Genomic DNA, 18603 nt, shown 5'->3' on the forward strand with positions numbered 1-18603 from the left:
CCGATGTCTCTTGCCAATCACGTTCAGTTTTCCGATATCCAGGTCGGCGACGAAGTGCCGCTACTCAAGCTGCAGCCAGTTAACCGCACCACCCTGGCCCTGTACTGCGGCGCCTCGGGTGACCACAACCCGATCCACGTCGATATCGATTTCGCCCGTAAGTCGCGCATGCCCGATGTGTTTGCCCACGGCATGCTCTCGGCCGCTTACCTGGGCCGCCTGCTGACCCAATGGGTGCCGCAGCAACAGGTGCGTGCGCTGTCCGTTCGTTTTACTGGCATTACCCAGCTGGGGCATATCCCGACGTGCAGCGGCAAGGTCACCGAAAAGTTCGAAGAGAACGGCGAGAAACGCGTACGTCTGGCCATTCGCTGTGCCAACCAGTACGGCGAAGACAAGTTGCTCGGCGAAGCCGTTGTCGCTCTGGCCTGATCCCCTCATCCAACGCACATAAGGAATCGATTGATGAAAAAGCTTGAAGGCAAAGTTGCCCTGGTGACCGGCTCCGGTCGTGGTATCGGCCGTGAAGTCGCGCTGCAGTTAGCGGCTTACGGTGCCAAGTTGGTGATTAACGATCTGGACGCTGAGCCTGCCGAAGACGTGGTCACCACCATCCGCAATGCCGGTGGCGAAGCGGTTGCCTGCGTGGGCAGCGTCACGGCACCGGACTTCGCCGAGCGTCTGGTCAAAACCGCGGTCGATAACTACGGCGCCATCGACATCATCATCAACAACGCCGGTTTCACCTGGGACAACGTGATCCAGAAGATGAGTGACGAGCAGTGGTACGCGATCATGGATTGTCACTTGACGGCGCCGTTTCGCATCCTCCGTGCCGCCCAGCCAGTGATCAGCGCCGCAGCCAAGAAAGAAGCCGCCGAAGGCCGCGAAGTACTGCGCAAGGTCGTCAACATCTCCTCCGGTGCCGCCGGTGGCAACGTCGGTCAGAGCAACTACTCCTCGGCCAAGGCCGGCATGCTGGGGCTGACTAAAACCCTGGCCAAGGAGTGGGGGCGCCTGAAGGTCAACGTCAATGCTGTGGCGTTCGGCCTGGTCGAAACCCGTCTGACCCAGGCCCTTGCCGGTGAAGACAGCAAGACGGTGAATATCGAAGGGCGTGAAATCAAGGTCGGTGTCCAGCAGTCGCGTCTGGACAGCGCCAGCCAGACCATCCCCCTCGGTCGCCCGGGCAAGCCCGAAGAGGCTGCCGGTGCGGTGGTGATGTTCTGCCTGCCCGAGTCCGATTACTGCTCCGGTCAGGTGATCTACTGCGGCGGTGGCCCAGGCTCGAACTTCTGATTGCTCCTTTGCCCTGCAGCTCCTGGTGCCGTTGCGGCGCCAGGGCGTATCGAACAAGAGGTCTGTGCAATGCTGGAAAACTACAGCTCACCCTGGATGAACGAAGACCTGGAACAGTTCAGCGACATGGTCCAGCGCTTCGCCAAGGAGTACATGGAACCCAATGAACTGCACTGGCGTGAGCAACACTATGCTGACCGCTCAGCGTGGCTCAAGGCCGGTGAGTTGGGGCTGATCCTGCCGGATGTGTCCGAGGAGTACGGCGGCGCTGGTGGCAGCATTGCCCACTATGCCTGTGTCGTGCAAACCATGAGTGCGTTCGGCGGTGGCCTGGGGATCGGCTTGAGCCACATCGTCGCCCATTACATTCTCGAATCCGGTACCGAAGCGCAGAAGAAACACTGGCTGCCGAAGATTGGTTCCGGCGAAGTCATCTGCGCCATTGCCATGACAGAGCCAGGTGCCGGTTCCGACCTGCAGTCGGTGCGTACCCGCGCGGTGAAGGAGGGCGATCACTACGTCATCAATGGTGCCAAGACCTTCATCAGCAATGGCCAGACCTGCGACATGGTCCTGGTGATTGCCAAGACCGACATCAGCCAGGGTGCCAAAGGCGTCTCGCTGTTCATGGTCGATACCACTAACCCGGGTTTTCGCCGCGGCAAGCTATTGAGCAAAGTCGGCATGCACGCCCAGGACACCTCGGAGATGTTCTTTGACGACGTCAAAGTGCCGGCTGACTGCCTGCTTGGCGAAGTCGAAGGCCGTGGTTTCTACACCCTGATGAGCCAGCTCCCGTACGAGCGCGCGCAGATCGGTGTTGGCGCTGTCGCGGTGATGGAGCGCGCCTTGCGCTTGACCGTGGAATACACCAAAGACCGCAAAGCCTTCGGCAAGCCAGTCATCGATTTCCAGAACAGTCGCTTCGTCCTCGCTGACGTCAAGGCCACGGTGCTCGCTGCCAAGACCTTTGTCGACCTGATCGTCCAACGCTGGATCGACGGCAGCCTGGATACCACCCTGGCGTCGATGGGCAAGTTCTGGCTGACCGAACGCCAGGGCGAAGTACTCGACCGTTGCCTGCAACTGTTCGGCGGCTACGGCTACATGAACGAGTACCCGATCGGGCGGATGTGGGCCGATGCCCGGGTCGCACGGATCTATGGCGGCTCCAATGAGATCCAGCGCGAGGTGGTGGCCCGCTCCCTGTAATCCTCGACACAGGCAGGACTGGCGCCACGTCAGCCCGCCGCACAGCGCGACTCGATCCAAATCAATCCAAGAATAAAAAGTTATTTGGAGTTCAGTATGTACATCACTCAAGGACTGCATCGTCAACTGCAGAGCCGACCGCAAGCGGTGGCCATCCGCGCCCAGGGCCGTAGCACCACCTATGCCGAATACGGCGACCGGGTGGCTCGGCTTGCCGGTGCACTGAAAGGGTTGGGTGTAGCCAGCGGCGACCGCGTGGCCATGCTTGCCTTCAACTGCCAGTACTACCTGGAGTACTACTTGGCCGTACCGTGGGCCGATGCCGTTGTTAACCCGGTGAACTTCCGGTGGAGCGTGGCGGAAATCGTCTACTCGCTGGATGATTCAGAAACCACCGTGTTGATTGTCGACGACCGCCACAAGGACATCGTGCAAAAGGTCATCGAGCAAGCCAGCACGTTGCGCCAGGTGATCTACGCCGGCGATGGCCCGACCCCAGCGGGAATGCTCAACTATGAAACCCTGATTGCCAACAGCGCCCCGGTCGAGGACGCACGACGCGGCGGTGACGCGTTGCTGGGGATCTTCTACACCGGCGGCACCACCGGTTTTCCCAAGGGTGTGATGCTCAGCCACACTAATGTGGCCTTCTCGGCGATGAACTCGGTCAATACCGGCAAGTGCGGCAGCGATGCGCGCTTCCTGCACTCGATGCCGATGTTTCACCTGGCTGATTTTGCCGCCATGGTCGCGCTTTTCATCACCGGCGGCACGCATATCGTCCTGCCGTCTTTCACTGCGCAGAGCGCGCTTGAAGCCATCGATCAGGAGCAGGTCAACGAAGTGCTGTTGGCACCGACCATGATCCAGATGCTCCTGGACTGGTACCAGAGCCAAGGTCAGCACCTTGACGTCAGTTCGCTCAAGCGTGTTGGTTACGGCGCTTCGACCATCACCCCATCCTTGCTCGACCGTGCCCAGGCGATGTTCACCAATGCCGAATTCTCCCAAGGTTACGGCATGACCGAACTGGCCCCTGTGGCCACCACCCTGGGGCCTGAGTACCACACGTCCGAGCACCAGGCCAGCGGCAAGATGTACTCGGCCGGTCTGCCGGGGATCTGCGTCGAAGTGCGGGTGGTCGATGCCCAAGACAACGAAGTGCCGCGCGGCACCGTGGGTGAGATTACCGTTCGCGGCCCGAATGTGATGCTGGGTTACTGGAAAAAACCAGAAGCCACCGCCGAGGCCTTGCGAGGCGGCTGGATGCACACCGGTGACGGCGGGTATATGGACAAGGACGGTTTCATCTATATCTGTGACCGGCTCAAGGACATGGTGGTCAGCGGCGGCGAGAACATCTACAGCGCTGAAGTCGAAACCGCCATTGCCAGCCACCCGGCCGTGGCGCAAAGCGCAGTGATCGGCATTCCGTGCAAAAAGTGGGGTGAGACCGTGCATGCGGTGATCATTCTCAAGCCGGGCATCGCTGCCAGCCCTGAAGACATTATCGGTCATTGCCGCGAGCGCATTGCGGGCTACAAGGTGCCGCGCAGTATCGAGTTCCGCGAAACGCTGCCGCTGACCAGCGTTGGCAAGGTGTTGAAGACCGAACTGCGCAAGCCGTTCTGGGAAAACCACACGCGTGGCATCGCCTGAGTGTTGGCCCGCGCGGCCAGGGAGGCCGCGCGTTTCTTTTGTTACCGCAGAGACAAGAACCGCACTTTGAGTGTGGCACGCCTTCCTAGCGCCCGAATACACCGGAGTACCCATGAACATGACGACTTTGCGCGCAGCTCGCGCTCCGCATCTGTTGGCCGTCGCTGTTGCTATCGCCGTTCAATCCCAGGCCCACGCCAAGGACTTCAGCATTGGTGAACTTGAAGGCAGCTTCGATTCCTCGCTGTCGATTGGTGCCAGCTGGGCCGTGCGTGGCCCGGATCCAGACTTTATCTCCAACTTCAATTCACAAGGTGTCAGGGGCAACGCGGCGTCGCGTACCAACGACGACAACCGGCTGAATTTCAAGAAGGGGGAGACGTTCTCGAAGATCTTCAAGGGCGTGCACGATCTGGAGCTCAAGTATGGTGAGACCGGCGTATTTGTCCGTGGTAAGTATTGGTATGACTTTGAGCTCAAGGATGAAAGTCGTCTGTTCTACGACATCGACGACAGTGGCCGTGACCGCGCCGCCAAATCGTCCGGAGCAATGTTCCTCGACAGCTTCGTGTACCACAACTACAACCTCGGCGCCCTGCCGGGCAACGTTCGGGTCGGCAAACAGGTCGTCAGCTGGGGGGAGAGCACCTTCATCGGCAACTCGATCAACACGATCAACCCGATTGACGTTGCGGCCTTGCGTCGCCCCGGTGCCGAGGTCAAGGAAGGCCTGATTCCGGTCAACATGTTCTACCTGTCCCAGGGCTTGAGCGATAGCCTGACCGCCGAGATGTTCTACCAGATCGAGTGGGAAAGCTCGGTCATCGATAACTGCGGCACCTTCTTCGGCAACGATGTCACCCCTGAAGGCTGTACCGACCGTGCCGTGCTGGCCGGCCTCGACTTGCCGCCAGGCGCCGCCAGCAACACCGGCGTCCCTGGGGTCAATGATGATGCCTACGTCGCCCGCACCAAGACCAAGGATGCCCGTGACAGCGGCCAGTATGGCCTGGCGCTGCGCTGGTTTGTGCCGGAGATGAACGATACCGAGTTCGGCTTCTACGCCATGAACTACCACAGCCGTAACCCGAGCCTGAACTTCACCCGCGCCACCAATACCGCCAACGCGGTCGCTGCCATTCGCAGTGCCAGCTACAACGTGGTCTACCCCGAAGACGTGCGCCTGTACGGCGTGAGTTTCGCCACCAACGTTGAGGGCACCGCGATCGGTGGCGAGGTCAGCTACCGGCCGAACATGCCGCTCAACCTCAATGGCGCCGACATCAACCTGGCCGCCTTGGGCAATGCGACGTCGCCGCTGTTTCAAAGTGGTAATTCCGACAACGTCGCCGGTGCCGGCCTTGATGGTTACAAACGCATGCCGGTGCTGCAGGCTCAGGTCAGTGCGACGCACTTCTTCGACCAGGTGCTGGGCAGTGATCGTCTGACCCTGGTCGGCGAGGTTGGCTACAACCACATCAACGGCCTGGGTTCCAGTGACGGCAGCGACCTGCGCTTTGGCCGCAACACCGTGTTCGGCGCCGGTGAACTGGTCAACCAGGCGGTCTGCATCGGCGCGGTTCAACCGGTGCCCGGGCAACCTGGTGTCACCACCCGCAGCAACCCGCAGCAGGAATGCAACAGCCATGGCTTCTACACCAGCAGCTCCTGGGGCTACCGGATGCGTGCCAAGTTCGATTACCCCAACGTGATTGCCGGCATCAACCTGTCGCCCAACGTGGCGTGGTCGCACGACGTCGATGGCGTCGGGCCGAACTTCGAAGAGGGCACCAAGGCCGTTAGCCTCGGTGTGGATGCCGACTACCTGAACACCTACACCGCCAGCCTCAGCTACACCGACTACTTCGGCGGCAAGTGGAACACCAACACTGATCGCGACTACGTCGCCCTCAGTTTCGGCGTGAACTTCTGACACCCATCAGCGAGAGGAACAACAACAATGAAACCTTTACGTTTTCTACTCACCGCCTGCACCCTGTCCCTCGTTGCCAGCAGTGTCATGGCTGCGGTTTCTGAACAGGAAGCCGCCAAGCTGGGCACCAGTCTCACGCCCGTGGGCGCAGAAAAGGCAGGCAACGCCGATGGCAGCATCCCGGCCTGGACCGGTGGCCTGAAAACCGACGCAGCACCGGTTAGCAATGGCTTCATGGGTAACCCTTATGCCGGTGAAAAACCTCTGTTTGTGATTACCGCAGCCAACGCCGAGCAGTACAAGGACAAACTGACCCCAGGTCAGTTGGCAATGTTCAAGCGTTACCCTGAAACCTACCGCATGCCGGTGTACAAGACTCAACGCAGCGCGACCATGCCGCAAGCGGCCTATGACGCGGCGAAAAAAAGCGCGGTGACTACCGAAGCGGTCAACGACGGCTACTCGCTGAAGAACTTTGAGCAGTCGCATTACTTTGCCTTCCCGATCCCGAAAAACGGTCTGGAAGTGGTGTGGAATCACCTGACGCGCTATCGCGGGCACAACTACATCAACGTCCAGGTTCAGGCGACCCCGCAGGTCAACGGCGACTTCACGCCGGTGCACATCGAAATCGCCAGCGGCTTTCCGTGGATCATGGCAGACGCCAAACCCAAGGACATCAACAACATCTTGTTCTTCGCCAAGCAGACGGTTACTTCACCGGCGCGCATGGCCGGTAACGTGACGTTGATCCACGAAACCCTTGACCAAGTGGCCGAGCCGCGCATGGCCTGGGCTTACAACGCCGGTCAACGGCGTGTGCGCCGCGCCCCGCAGGTGGCCTATGACGGCCCAGGCACCGCCGCTGATGGCTTGCGCGTAGCGGACAACGCCGACATGTACAACGGCGCACCGGACCGTTACGACTGGAAGCTGGTGGGCAAGAAGGAAATCTACATCCCCTACAACAGCTATGTGCTGCAATCGCCAACGCTCAAGTACAAGGACATCATCCAGCCCGGTCATATCAACCAGGACCTGACCCGTTATGAGCTGCACCGGGTATGGGAAGTGGTTGGCACGCTCAAGCCCGGCTCACGGCATATCTACGCCAAACGCACCATGTTCTTCGATGAAGACACCTGGACCGCTGTGGAGATCGACCACTACGACGGTCGTGGCCAGCTGTGGCGGGTCAGTGAAGGGCACACCTACACCGACTACGTGCAAAAGCTGACGGCGTTCGCTGGCATCGGCACCTATGACCTGATGGCCGGTCGTTATGTGGTGGCGAACCTGGGCAACGAGAACAAGCAAGGCATCAACTACGCCTATCAGCCGAGCGTCAACGACTTTACTCCGGCAGCGCTGCGCAACGCCGGTATCCGCTGAGTTTCTGAGCATCCGCTGTTCGCTCGTCACGCCGGGCGGACAGCGCCGCGTTGGGCAATTACTCCTTTAATGAACCCTGTAACTCCCTGATTCAGGAGCACTGTAATGTCGCAGAAACCTTACGTTGTCGGCGTTGGTATGATTCCGTTCGTCAAGCCAGGCACCAGCGGTACCTATATTGAGATGGGTTCGCAGGCGGTGCGCCTGGCCCTGGAAGACGCTGGCTTGGATTACACCTTCATCCAGCAAGCCTACGCCGGTTATGTCTACGGTGATTCCACCTGTGGCCAGGCAGCGTTGTATGAAGTCGGCATGAGCGGTATCCCGTTGGTCAACGTCAACAACAACTGTTCCACCGGCTCCAGTGCCTTGTTCCTGGCACGTCAGGCGGTGGAGAGCGGGGCGGTGGACTGTGCCCTGGCCTTTGGCTTCGAGCAGATGCAGCCCGGGGCGCTGAAGAGTGTCTGGGATGACCGCCCGCGTGCCACCACGCACATGACCCAGTCGGTGATAGATGAGCTGTGCGCCGATGTCGCCGGTATCCCGAGTGCTTTGCAGATGTTTGGCGGTGCTGGCCGTGAGCACATGCAAAAGTACGGTACGCAGATGAGTACCTTTGCCGCTATTCGCGCCAAGGCCAGCCGTCATGCGAGCAACAACCCGCTGGCCCTGTTCCGCAAGGTTGTGACGACCGAAGACGTGATGAACGATCAAGTGATCTGGCCGGGTGTCATGACCCGTCTGATGGCCTGCCCGCCAACCTGCGGTGCGGCGGCGGCGATCATTTGCTCCGAAGCGTTTGCCAAGAAACATGGCCTGAACACCGATGTGGTGATCCTGGCGCAGTCGTTGACTACCGATACGGCGGTTTGTCATGAAGCGATGTCGATGATTGAGGTGGTGGGTTTTGACATGGCGCAACGGGCTGCGCAGGCCGTGTACGAGAAGGCCGGCGTTGATCCGCAGGACATTCGTGTGGTCGAACTGCACGACTGCTTTGCTCATAACGAGCTGCTGACGTACGAGTCCCTGGGGCTGTGTGCAGTGGGTGGCGCTGAGCGTTTTGTGCTGGATGGTGACAACAGCTATGGCGGTCAGGTGGTGACCAACCCGTCGGGTGGACTGTTGTCCAAGGGGCATCCGTTGGGGGCCACCGGTCTTGCTCAGTGCTATGAGCTGACTCACCAGTTGCGCGGTACCGCCGATAAGCGCCAGGTTGAAGGGGCCAGCCTGGCCCTGCAGCATAACCTGGGGTTGGGGGGCGCTTGTGTGGTGACCTTGTACGGTCGCAGCTGATCCAACGCGCAGGTTTGGCCGGGCCTGGTGTCCGGCTTTTTTTTGGTTATTCACGGATTATCGGGAAAGAGGCAGGGGCAGGGACAGGGACTGGCTTAGGGCTAGAGCTTATCCATTCAAGGCGGCGATGCTGCCGACCCTTTCCGCCTTTACGGCGGCCTACTTTTTTCTTGGAAAAAGTAGGCATGGGTCTGCCCCCAGGTAGCGGACGCCAAGAAGCTGGTTATCCAGCCCTCTGCCTCAAGCCTTTGGCATATTCGTTCGGAGAACGGTAGCCCAGCGCAGAGTGCAGTCGGCTGCTGTTGTAAAACCCATGGATGTAACTGGCGATTGATAACTGCGCCTGTTTTTTCGTGGGGTAGATCCCGCAAGCCTCCTCTCTTTTCAGCGTAGCGAAAAAGCTCTCGGCCACCGCGTTGTCCCAACAGTTTCCCCTTCGGCTCATGCTCTGTGTGAAGTCCTTCTTGGCCAGTGTCAGGCGAAACTTACTGCTCGCGTACTGACGGCCCTGATCGGAGTGAAATACCGCTCCGTTGGCGCCAGAGCAGGCGCTCCAGGCGTTCAGAAACGCGCGTTCGACCAAGTCGTCAGGCATTCGATCAGACAAGCTGTAACCCAGTATCTGGCGGGTTTGGATACTCAACACTATGGCCAGATACAACCAACCTTCCTTGGTTGGGAGATAGGTGATATCACTGACCCAGGTTGGCGTGAGGTTATCGATGGAAAACTGACGCGCCAGCACATTACTTGCAACCGGCAAGTAATGGTGGCTGTCCGTGGTGCAGGGCCTGAAACTGCCTTTGGACTTGCCCCGTATCTGCTCCTCCTGCATCAACCGCCTAACCCGTTTGTGGCCCACCGCGTGCAATTTCTGGCGCAAGGCTGCCACTAGCCGTGGCCGGCCGTAGGTGTTTCGACTGGCCGCATAGGCCTTACGCAACTCAATGCGAATTTGAGCGTCAGGGTCAGGGCGAGACTGACGGTGCGTGTAATCGTAGAAACCTGAAACCGAGACATCCATCACCCGACACAACACACGTACGGGGTATTGAGTCCGCTCAGTAGCGACGAAGGCGTATCTCACCTGGACTCTTTGGCAAAGAATACCGCCGCCTTTTTTAGGATTTCACGCTCCATTTTTAGCTCGGCAATCTCGGCCCGCAGGCGAGCGAGCTCACTGTCTTCCTTGGTGATGGGCTTGCGTTCAGGTGAACTCAACGGCTGGCCTCTGCGCGTGGCATCAACCCAGTTATCCAGCGTTTTCACGGACATCTCTAGCTGGCGGGCAGCTTCGGTTCTGCCAACGCTTTCAGCTAATGCGACGGCTTGAGCCTTGAACTCATCGGTATAGTTACGGCGAGTGCTTGGGTACATGGCAACCTCCAAGAGAGCGATTTAAGTATCGCTTCTTGGCGTCCGTTGTCACGGGACAGTTCCAGCAAAACCGCTTGCTCCTGCATGCGGCCCTACGCTGCGCTCCGGGTCCCCTCGCTACGGCACCTTCCGGGGCCACGCGGCCTACGACTCGCTTCGCCAAGTCTCCGTCTCGCGCCTTCGGCTATCGCCGAAGGTGCTGCGCACTGCCCCTACAGGCACCTCCACTCGGCCTCCTGAAGTCGCAGAACCGCGGCGTCTGAACTTGCGCGTATAAAGAGCAAAAGCAAGATCAACAGCAACAGCAACAGCAACAGCAACAGCAGAGCGAGGTGCGGCACTGACTTTGTGGGAGCTGGTCTTGCCAGCGATGCAGACTCCGCGCAGAAACTGGCACTGCGTCGATACCATCGCCGGCAAGACCGGCCCACAAGGGGCCCCGACGTCAGGGGACAGTTCCACACACACAATCCAAGCGAGCCCCAACGCTACACGACAAAGCAAAAACGCCCGGTGCAGAGCACCAGGCGTTTGTTTGCAACGATCAGACCTTATTGGCTCTTGGCAACCTGCTCAACCTTTTGCATCCGGCTGGTGTCCATCAGTACCAAACCGAAGGCCATGCCATACATCAGCCGTCCCTGAGCATCGACCTTGATCGGCGCATACATGCCGTTGAACACCGGGTCGCTACCCGTAGCGATTTCCAGCACGGTCTTACCTGTGTCCAGGTCCATACCGATGTGGTAACCCTCACCTTGACGCGCCGTGTAAACGCCGTTGATCAAGGCCATACGGCTACCGCCACTGATCATCGGTACCACCGAAACCGAACCGACGTCGGTCCGGGTCCACAAGGTGTTCCATTGATCCTTGGCACTGTCCCACTTGAGCATCGCCACACCCTTGGCGGCCGGGCGGGTCATGCCGTTGAGCATGGTGACGTAGTAGCCAGACTTGGCCAGCGCTGGCTTGTCTTCGGCAGGGATGTTGTTGACCACGAACGCATGGCCGTCATACACAGCGACTGATTGCTCCGATTGCACCGTCGGGATCGCATCGCCCAAGTCCACGGCACGCTGGTCGGCAATCCGCGGCGTCAGGGTGCCTGGCTTTTGTTTCCAGCCAGCCGGGATCTGGTCACGCCACATGGCGACCAGGTTCATTCTCTTCGAACCGTCAGTGAACACCACCAGCTTGTCTTCGTCCGGCCCGTACCCCATCAGGGTCGGCGTGGCTCCAGTACCATCGGCGATTTTCACCGAAGAGAAGCGTACACCACGCTCGTAGGGCGCTTTCCAGGCACCGCTGGCTTCGTCAGCATGGAGCTTGCCATCTTTGTCGACAACCAGACGGTACATGTTCTGGTTGGAGGCGACATACACCGCGCCACCATTGACTTCAGGGCCGGTGGAGAAGGAGTTGAGGAACACCTCGTCATTGCCTTCAAGGCGGTAGCTGTCGATCAGTTTCAGGGTGTTGCGATCGAGGGTGGCGACGGTGCCACCCATGGTGTTGATCACCAAGTAGCCATTGAGGGTCATGCCCATGCCGAAGGTGGTGTCCATCGGCATACCGACTCCGCGCTTGGTCCGTTCGTTATCGAACAACGCATCTGGCAGTTGCACTTCTTGGGTCAGTTTCATCCCGGAAGTAGGGTCTTTGGAGTCGTTCTGGTCGATGCGGAACACACGACGGGCACTGGCGCCGATAAAGGCGTTATCGCGGGTCAGGACCGAATAGATAGCGCCACCCAGTAACTGATCAGTGGTGGCCGTGAGCATGCGGTTGGGTTGGGCCTGCATGTAGTCAAGCAGACCTTTCTCGTCCTTGGCGTCGAGAAACCTCTGGGTCTGGGCGGCTTGATCAAGACGCTGCTCAGGCGTAATCGCCTTGAAGTTAGGCAGTTTCACTGGCAGATCGACACGGGCGATTTCGCTGAAGGTGAAGTCATCATTGATCTTCAGTTTGCGCAGGGAAAAACCAGCCCAGTACCAGTACACGTCGGTCCCGTTCACCTTGTCGGTGTATTGCATCAGGCTGCCCGACTCGTTGGGCACCACCCGGTAAGCGTCTGGGGTCATCTTGTACGAACCGCGTGCGACGCTGATGGCGGTGCTGTCCGAAGCACCATCGTTCCAGTGCGTCTGGTTGTTGTACGACTGCGCCAGGTACGGGTTGGGTGGGGCGATCTGGGGTTGCGCCGAAGCCACTGCAGGAACGCTGAGGCAGCAGGCGGCCCAGAGGGCCCAGTGAGGAGGTAACTCAAACATACGCTCTTATCCTTTTGTTGTTATTGCCAGCGGTTGCCAGGTCCAGAGTAGCCAGCACCATGGGTGGCTAAAGCCCCCCGTGGCGGGGGGCAGGATTGCACGGTTGTCCTCTGCTAGCGTGCCCGCATAACAACAAGTCCACTGTTTTAGGAGAGCACATGCTGTCAGGTATCAAGATTGTCGAAATCTGCGGTATCGGTCCCGGGCCGTTCTGCGCCATGCACCTGGCGGATCTGGGTGCCGATGTGATTGCGGTTGAACGCGCCGAATCCACGTCGATCACCGGCGACAAAAATGCCCCGAGCAACCCGCTCAATCGCGGCAAGCGCTCGGTGGTGGCGGACCTCAAAAGCGCTGAAGGCCGAGCGCTGGTGCTCAAACTGATCGAAAGCGCCGATGTGCTGATCGAAGGCATGCGCCCGGGTGTGATGGAACGCCTGGGCCTGGGCCCGGAACAGTGCCAGGCGCGTAACCCGGCGCTGGTCTATGGACGCATGACTGGCTGGGGTCAACACGGGCCGATGGCCAATGCCGCCGGCCACGACAACAACTACATCGCCTTGTCCGGTGCGCTGTACCACAGCGGCACCGCGGGCGAAGCGCCGTCTTCGCCGATTACCCTGATCGGTGATATCGGTGGTGGCGCGTTGTATTTGGCAATCGGTGTGCTCGCTGGCGTGCTCAAGGCGCGTCAAAGCGGGCAGGGCAGTGTGGTCGATGCCGCGATCGTTGATGGATCGGCGCACATGATGCAGCTGATGATGTCCCTGGCCAAGCGCGGGCTGCTCGACGAACAACGCGGCAAAAGTGTTCATGACGGTTCGCATTTTTACGCGACCTATCGCTGTGCCGACGATCGTTACGTCGCGCTGGGCTCAATGGAACCGCAATTCTACGCACTGCTGCTGGACAAGCTCGGCCTGCAGGCCGATCCACGCTTTGCGCGGCAATGGGACAGCAACGCCTGGCCAGCAATGCGCGAGGCGTTTGCCGAACTGTTTGCCAGCCAGCCTCGCCAACACTGGAGCGATCTGCTCGAAGGCAGCGATGCCTGCTTTGCTCCGGTACTCAGCCCCCGCGAAGCCGCCCAGCACCCGCATATGGTCGAACGCAATGTGTACTTCGAACGTGACGGCCTGCTCCAGGCCCATCCGGCGCCACGGTTCGACGGTCAAGTGGTGACTCCTGGTGCCATCCCCACCCGTGGCGCACACACCGACCAGGTGCTGAGCGCTATAGAGGCTCGTGACCTTACCGGGCTCTGGGGCGGCCGCTAGCGCCTTATCCGCTTCGCCGTGGTGGGCGCAAGGACGCGCCAATAGCTGTCGCCGCAGACATCCGGATTTGAGTATTTAACGCCACTCGTCCGCCGTTTAAGCAATTGAAACGAATCCACCGCACTGGCCGAACTCCTACCTATACACGGCACCTGCTGTGTAGCGTGTCATCCAGTAAGAGGTGAAAGATCATGGCTCACAATCAAGACAAAATGGGCAACCAAGGCGGCGCAAAAGGCGGTCAGGGCAATCAAGGCAATGCTGCCAATGACCGGGACAAAGCGTCGGAAGCGGGCCGCAAGGGCGGTCAGGGTGCAGGCAAGGGTCAACAGCCAGGCGCTGGCGGCGGTCGCACTCAGAAGTAAAGGGCCGCTGTTGGCCCTGGTGCCATAACGGTGCCGGGCGCGCATAAGCTGCAGTGCGCCCGGCGCCGCACCGTCGGCAATAGCCAATTACCGGGAGCTGCCACATGTCCGTCATGACGCCTTCTGGAATAGTGCCTGCCCTTGAACCCACAGCCGGTTCAGGGCTTGCCCTTCGTTATCACGCGTTGTTGTCAGCTGAGCAGCATGACAGCGCGCCATGGTTGCGTGAGCAACTGGCGCGAGTCGCCACACGAGCGGATGATTTGCCTGCAACCGCCGAATCGCTGGCACGCTGGAGCTGCCAACGCGCCGCCCAGGTGGCCAAGGCGTACGCTGTCTATTTACAAGGCAGACGTAACGGGGAACCTCGGCGCTATTTCCTGAACCGGTCCCAGGCGTTGTATTTCCTCCAGCACGTGGCACCGACCAAGAAGGTCGACGGTGCCTGGCTGTATGGCATGCTCAAGCATTGGCAGGATCCGCGCTACCACGGGCTTATCCGCACCTACCTTGAAGAATTGGGTGACGGTGTCGCCGCCTGTAATCATGTGTTGATCTACCAGCGTCTGCTCAGTCAGCTGGGATGCCTGGAACCGGTGCCGCTGGCCGATGAGCGTTATCTACAAGGTACGTTGCAGCTGGCGTTGGGCTTTCACGCCGATGATTTTCTCCCGGAGGTACTCGGTTATAACCTCGGATACGAGCAATTGCCCTTGCACCTGTTGATCAGCGCCTACGAACTGGCAGAGCTGGGTATCGACAGTCATTACTTCAGTCTCCACGTGACCATTGATAACCCTGCCAGCGGTCACGCGCAGAAGGCCGTGCAAGCGGTGCAGCAGATGTGGCCCGCCAGCGGGGGGGCTGTATTCTATCGTCGTCTGGCACGTGGCTACCGGCTCAACGAGCTGGGCGCAGACACGCCAAGTGTGATTGCCAGCTTCGACCTTGAGCGTGAGCTGCTTGCAGCCCTGGAGCGCAAACGCAGTTTCGGTCAGTACCTGCACTCGGATTACTGCCGCCTGCAGGGACGTACCGTCAACCAATGGCTTGCTCAGCCGGGCAGTATGTTGGCGTTTCTCCAGGCCCTTGAGGGCCAGGGCTGGATCAAACGCAATCAGGACCCGACAGGCAGTCGTTTCTGGCACCTGGTCGAGGGCCCCAAGGCCGCCATGTTTGGCGTATTCAGCCCTTATGAGAAGCAGTTGATCCACGATTGGATCGCCGGCCAATGGCAAGCACCGGTCGCACGTAGCGGCCGTTACTCGCCAGCGCCCAACGGCCTGGAGAGTGAGTCTGCGATGCCGGTGCCAACGGCCATTGAAGCGCTTATCGGTAAGATGGCCGGCGCCGATCATGCCTTACCCGAGGGGCTCGCCGCGACGCGTGCCTATATCCGCCTGACCGGCCTTGGCCAAGGGAGTGCCCGTTGATGCTATTGAGCGCAGGGCAACGTGCTGCCGATCTGGCATTGCTACATCTGGGCCGTCGGCTGCAGGCTGATGGCTACCGGTTTACCTGCGTGACGCCAGCCACCCAGGCACGCAACAATGCCCGGTCCGACGCACAACAGGCACATTCGATGCGCGACGTATTTGGCTGGAACAGGCCGTTCGCCGAACAGGTGCTGTCCGCTGATGAACTGGCGCAGATGGACGTCGCAGCGATCCTCACCCGCGACGGGGCAGGGATGCGTAGTCGCGTGCGCTGGTCTACCTTGGATGACCTGCTCTTACTGCACAGCGGCTATCCCACCGAGGACAGCGATGCGGTGTTCTTCGGGCCTGACAGCTATCGATTTGCCCAGCTTATACGTGACCATCTGCAGCACCGTTACCTGCCGGTTCAGCAGGCGGTGGACATTGGGTGTGGTAGCGGCATTGGCGCCTTGCTCATCGCCCGGGCCGCGCGCCATGCACAGGTCACTGCCGTCGATATCAATCCCAAGGCTTTGCGTTACACCGCCATCAATGCGGCATTGGCGGGGATCGACAATATCGCCATCGAACACAGTGACGTTTTGGCGGGCATCACCGGCAATTTCGATCTGATAGTCGCCAATCCACCGTACATGCTTGATGCCCGCGAGCGTACTTATCGCCACGGGGGTGGTGCGCTGGGCGCGGCGCTGTCGTTGCGTATTCTTGAGCAATCGTTACGACGCCTGTCCGTGGGCGGCACCTTGTTGCTGTACACCGGCGTGGCCATCGTCGAAGGCCACGATCGCTTTCTGGAGGCGTGCCGCTCAAGCCTGCAAGGCCCGCAGTGGCAGTGGCACTATCGCGAGCTGGACCCTGACGTGTTTGGCGAACAACTGCTTGAGCCGGGTTACGATCAGGTCGAGCGCATCGCCGCCGTAGCGCTAAGCGTGACCTACACCCCACACACCGGGGCTGACGATGAACGCGTCGTGTGATTTCGGGATCGAGGAGGAGTATTTGCTGGTCAGCTTGTCCAGCGGCGCAGTGTTGACTGCACCGTCGGCGGCGATCAACCGATTGTGCCGTGAGGTGGTGGGCCGCTACTTCGCCGAGGAGATGTTCTGCAGTCAGATCGAAATTGCGTCGCCCGTGTTTTCCAGTTTGTGCCAGGCTCAAGCCTTCTTCAGTGAAAGCCGCGAACGCTTGAACTGTGCATTGGCGCAGGAAGGTGTAGGCCTGTACGGCGCCGCCAGTCACCCTGGCGCCCGCTGGCAAGGCCAACGCCAGCGGCCTGGCCAGCACTATCAGCAAGTGTTCGAGGCTTTCCAGCAGGTTGCCCGCTGTAGCCTGCTTTCAGGGCTGCATGTGCATGTGGGCGTACCAGCGGGCTGCGACCGCATGCAACTGATCAATCGTGTGCTGCCGTGGATTCCACTGTTGTTGGTGCTCAGCAGCTCCTCTCCCTTTTGGGCCGGCAACATGACGGGCTACATGAGCTACCGACGGGTGATCTGCGCGCAATGGCCACACATGGGGCTGCCCGAACCGTTGGCCGACTGGCGCGCTTACCAGCGTTACCGAGCGCTGTTGCAGCGCACGGGGTCACTGGCTGAAGACGCTGACCTTTGGTGGGCGATCAGACCGTCACAGCGCTTTCCCACGGTAGAGCTACGCATCTGTGATGCCTGTCCGCGGCTCGAAGACGTGCTGTGCATTGCCGGTCTGTTTCGCCACCTGGTTGAGTCGTGCACGGTCAGCCATTACCAGCCTGCTTTTTTGAGTCGCGAGGCGCGCTGGGTGCTTGAGGAAAACTACTGGCGCGCCTTGCGCTATGGGCGCCAGGGGCAGTTCATCGGTTACCGTACGCAACAGCAGGTCGACGCGCTTGCTTGGCTGGGCCAACTGCGGGCGCAGTTTGGCGGTGAAAGCCTGGACGCCGAACGCGCCTTGCGCCACGCCCAGCGGATCTTGCTTGAGGGTACCAGCGCCGAGCGCCAACTGGCCTGCCATGCACAGGCCCGGCGCAACGGGCTGGATAATCGCCAGGCACTGCGTGCAGTCGTTGATCTGGTCCTGGAGGAAACCCGTGGTTGCGGGAGCAACCCATTGCCATAGGGCAGGGTGAGTAAACCTTCGCTGCGCGCAGCAGTCAGTGACAGTAGAGGCCCACTATTTTCGGGCTTGAGGAGCGAAACATGGCTAGAGCCATCTGGAAGGGTGCGATCAGCTTTGGTCTGGTGCACATTCCCGTCAGCCTCAGCACTGCCGTACGCAGTGAGCGCATCGACTTCGACTGGCTGGACAAACGCAGCATGGATCCGGTGGGCTACAAGCGCATCAACAAAGTCACCGGCAAGGATGTCAACAAGGACGATATCGTCAAGGGCGTGGAGTTTGAAAAAGGCCGCTACGTCGTCATCAGCGAAGATGAGATCCGCAAGGCCCGCCCGCAAGCCACCCAGACTATCGATATCTTCTCCTTCGTCGATTCAGGGGAAATTCCTTTGCAACACTTTAATACCCCCTATTACCTGAGCCCGGACCGCGGCGGCGGCAAGGTGTATGCGTTATTGCGTGAGACGTTGGAAAGTACTGGCAAAGTGGCCTTGGCTACCGTGGTGTTGCATACCCAGCAGCACCTGGCATTGTTGCGCCCGCTCGAAGAGGTGCTGGTGATGATTACCTTGCGTTGGCCGGAGGAAGTGCGCGGGTTGGACAGCCTGGCGTTGGACAAGAGCGTGACCGACGCCAAGGTCGACAAGCGCGAACTGCAAATGGCCACGCGTCTGGTCGAGGACATGAGTGGCAGCTGGACGCCGGATGAATACCACAATGCGTTCAGGCAGACCATCATGGACCTGGTGGAAGAGAAAGCCAGCAAGGGCAAGGTCAGCGTGGTCGAAGCGGCCAAGGAAGGAGAGGCTGAGAAGGGCGCGGATATCATCGATCTGACCGAGCTGCTCAAGCGCAGCCTGGGTGGCAAAGGCAAGGCAACCAAAAAGATCAGCAAGAAAGCGTCCTGACTCCCCCCGAGGGGTAACTGAAGTCCATCATGGACCTGTGCCCACCGAACCTGTGAGCGCTGGCCTTGCCATCGAT

At 59.9% G+C, this 18603-nt stretch carries 16 protein-coding genes; 13 read left to right on the plus strand and 3 right to left on the minus strand.

The window, feature by feature from the left end; translation table 11 throughout:
* The first annotated feature begins 3 nt into the window (after positions 1-3).
* From CX511_RS12875 to CX511_RS12905, 7 genes are all read left to right on the plus strand, one after another.
* Complete coding sequence (locus tag CX511_RS12875; RefSeq protein WP_045185033.1) at positions 4-432, plus strand: MaoC family dehydratase; 429 nt, start codon at positions 4-6, stop codon at positions 430-432.
* A gap of 33 nt (positions 433-465) precedes the next feature.
* Complete coding sequence (locus CX511_RS12880; protein WP_045185035.1) at positions 466-1299, plus strand: SDR family NAD(P)-dependent oxidoreductase; 834 nt, start codon at positions 466-468, stop codon at positions 1297-1299.
* A gap of 69 nt (positions 1300-1368) precedes the next feature.
* Entirely contained in the window at positions 1369-2511 is a 1143-nt protein-coding gene (locus CX511_RS12885; RefSeq protein WP_101291843.1) for an acyl-CoA dehydrogenase family protein, read from the plus strand.
* A gap of 96 nt (positions 2512-2607) precedes the next feature.
* A complete protein-coding gene (locus CX511_RS12890) occupies positions 2608-4170 on the plus strand; it encodes a long-chain-fatty-acid--CoA ligase (protein ID WP_045185039.1) in 1563 nt (520 codons plus the stop codon).
* 112 nt (positions 4171-4282) lie between these two features.
* Positions 4283-6103 carry a DUF1302 domain-containing protein gene (locus tag CX511_RS12895; RefSeq protein WP_045185041.1) on the plus strand — a complete coding sequence of 607 codons (1821 nt, stop codon included), beginning with the start codon at positions 4283-4285 and terminating at the stop codon, positions 6101-6103.
* 27 nt (positions 6104-6130) lie between these two features.
* Positions 6131-7495, plus strand: a complete 1365-nt coding sequence (locus CX511_RS12900; protein WP_045185043.1) for a DUF1329 domain-containing protein — start codon at positions 6131-6133, stop codon at positions 7493-7495.
* A gap of 105 nt (positions 7496-7600) precedes the next feature.
* The gene (locus CX511_RS12905; RefSeq protein WP_045185045.1) at positions 7601-8791 is read left to right on the plus strand and encodes a lipid-transfer protein; all 1191 of its coding nucleotides are present in this window, start codon (positions 7601-7603) and stop codon (positions 8789-8791) included.
* A gap of 223 nt (positions 8792-9014) precedes the next feature.
* Here CX511_RS12905 and CX511_RS12910 read toward each other — a convergent pair whose 3' ends face one another.
* The 3 genes from CX511_RS12910 to CX511_RS12920 all read right to left on the minus strand — a co-directional run bounded on the left by CX511_RS12910 (position 9015) and on the right by CX511_RS12920 (position 12441).
* Positions 9015-9878: an IS3 family transposase gene (locus CX511_RS12910; RefSeq protein WP_220639111.1), complete on the minus strand. Its 864-nt coding sequence runs from the start codon at positions 9876-9878 to the stop codon at positions 9015-9017.
* Positions 9875-10168: a transposase gene (locus tag CX511_RS12915; RefSeq protein ID WP_220639103.1), complete on the minus strand. Its 294-nt coding sequence runs from the start codon at positions 10166-10168 to the stop codon at positions 9875-9877. The genes CX511_RS12910 and CX511_RS12915 overlap by 4 nt, the downstream gene beginning before the upstream one ends.
* A gap of 551 nt (positions 10169-10719) precedes the next feature.
* Positions 10720-12441 (minus strand): hypothetical protein, encoded by a 1722-nt coding sequence (locus CX511_RS12920; protein WP_101293676.1) that lies wholly within the window; start codon positions 12439-12441, stop codon positions 10720-10722.
* 158 nt (positions 12442-12599) lie between these two features.
* On the opposite strand from CX511_RS12920, the gene CX511_RS12925 reads away from it, so the two are divergent.
* The 6 genes from CX511_RS12925 to ku all read left to right on the plus strand — a co-directional run bounded on the left by CX511_RS12925 (position 12600) and on the right by ku (position 18527).
* Entirely contained in the window at positions 12600-13718 is a 1119-nt protein-coding gene (locus CX511_RS12925; RefSeq protein WP_101293675.1) for a CaiB/BaiF CoA transferase family protein, read from the plus strand.
* A gap of 191 nt (positions 13719-13909) precedes the next feature.
* Positions 13910-14083, plus strand: coding sequence for a KGG domain-containing protein (locus CX511_RS12930; RefSeq protein WP_082071354.1), 174 nt, complete (start codon positions 13910-13912; stop codon positions 14081-14083).
* Between the two features lie 104 nt (positions 14084-14187).
* A complete protein-coding gene (locus CX511_RS12935; protein ID WP_101293674.1) occupies positions 14188-15516 on the plus strand; it encodes an iron-containing redox enzyme family protein in 1329 nt (442 codons plus the stop codon).
* Entirely contained in the window at positions 15516-16499 is a 984-nt protein-coding gene (locus CX511_RS12940; protein ID WP_101293673.1) for a methyltransferase, read from the plus strand. Before CX511_RS12935 ends, CX511_RS12940 begins: the two co-directional genes overlap by 1 nt.
* Positions 16483-17619, plus strand: coding sequence for a carboxylate-amine ligase (locus tag CX511_RS12945; protein ID WP_101293672.1), 1137 nt, complete (start codon positions 16483-16485; stop codon positions 17617-17619). The genes CX511_RS12940 and CX511_RS12945 overlap by 17 nt, the downstream gene beginning before the upstream one ends.
* 80 nt (positions 17620-17699) lie before the next feature.
* A complete protein-coding gene (gene ku / locus CX511_RS12950; protein WP_045185057.1) occupies positions 17700-18527 on the plus strand; it encodes a non-homologous end joining protein Ku in 828 nt (275 codons plus the stop codon).
* Positions 18528-18603: the final 76 nt, after the last annotated feature.

The organism is Pseudomonas sp. S06B 330 (assembly GCF_002845275.2).
Lineage (GTDB): Bacteria > Pseudomonadota > Gammaproteobacteria > Pseudomonadales > Pseudomonadaceae > Aquipseudomonas.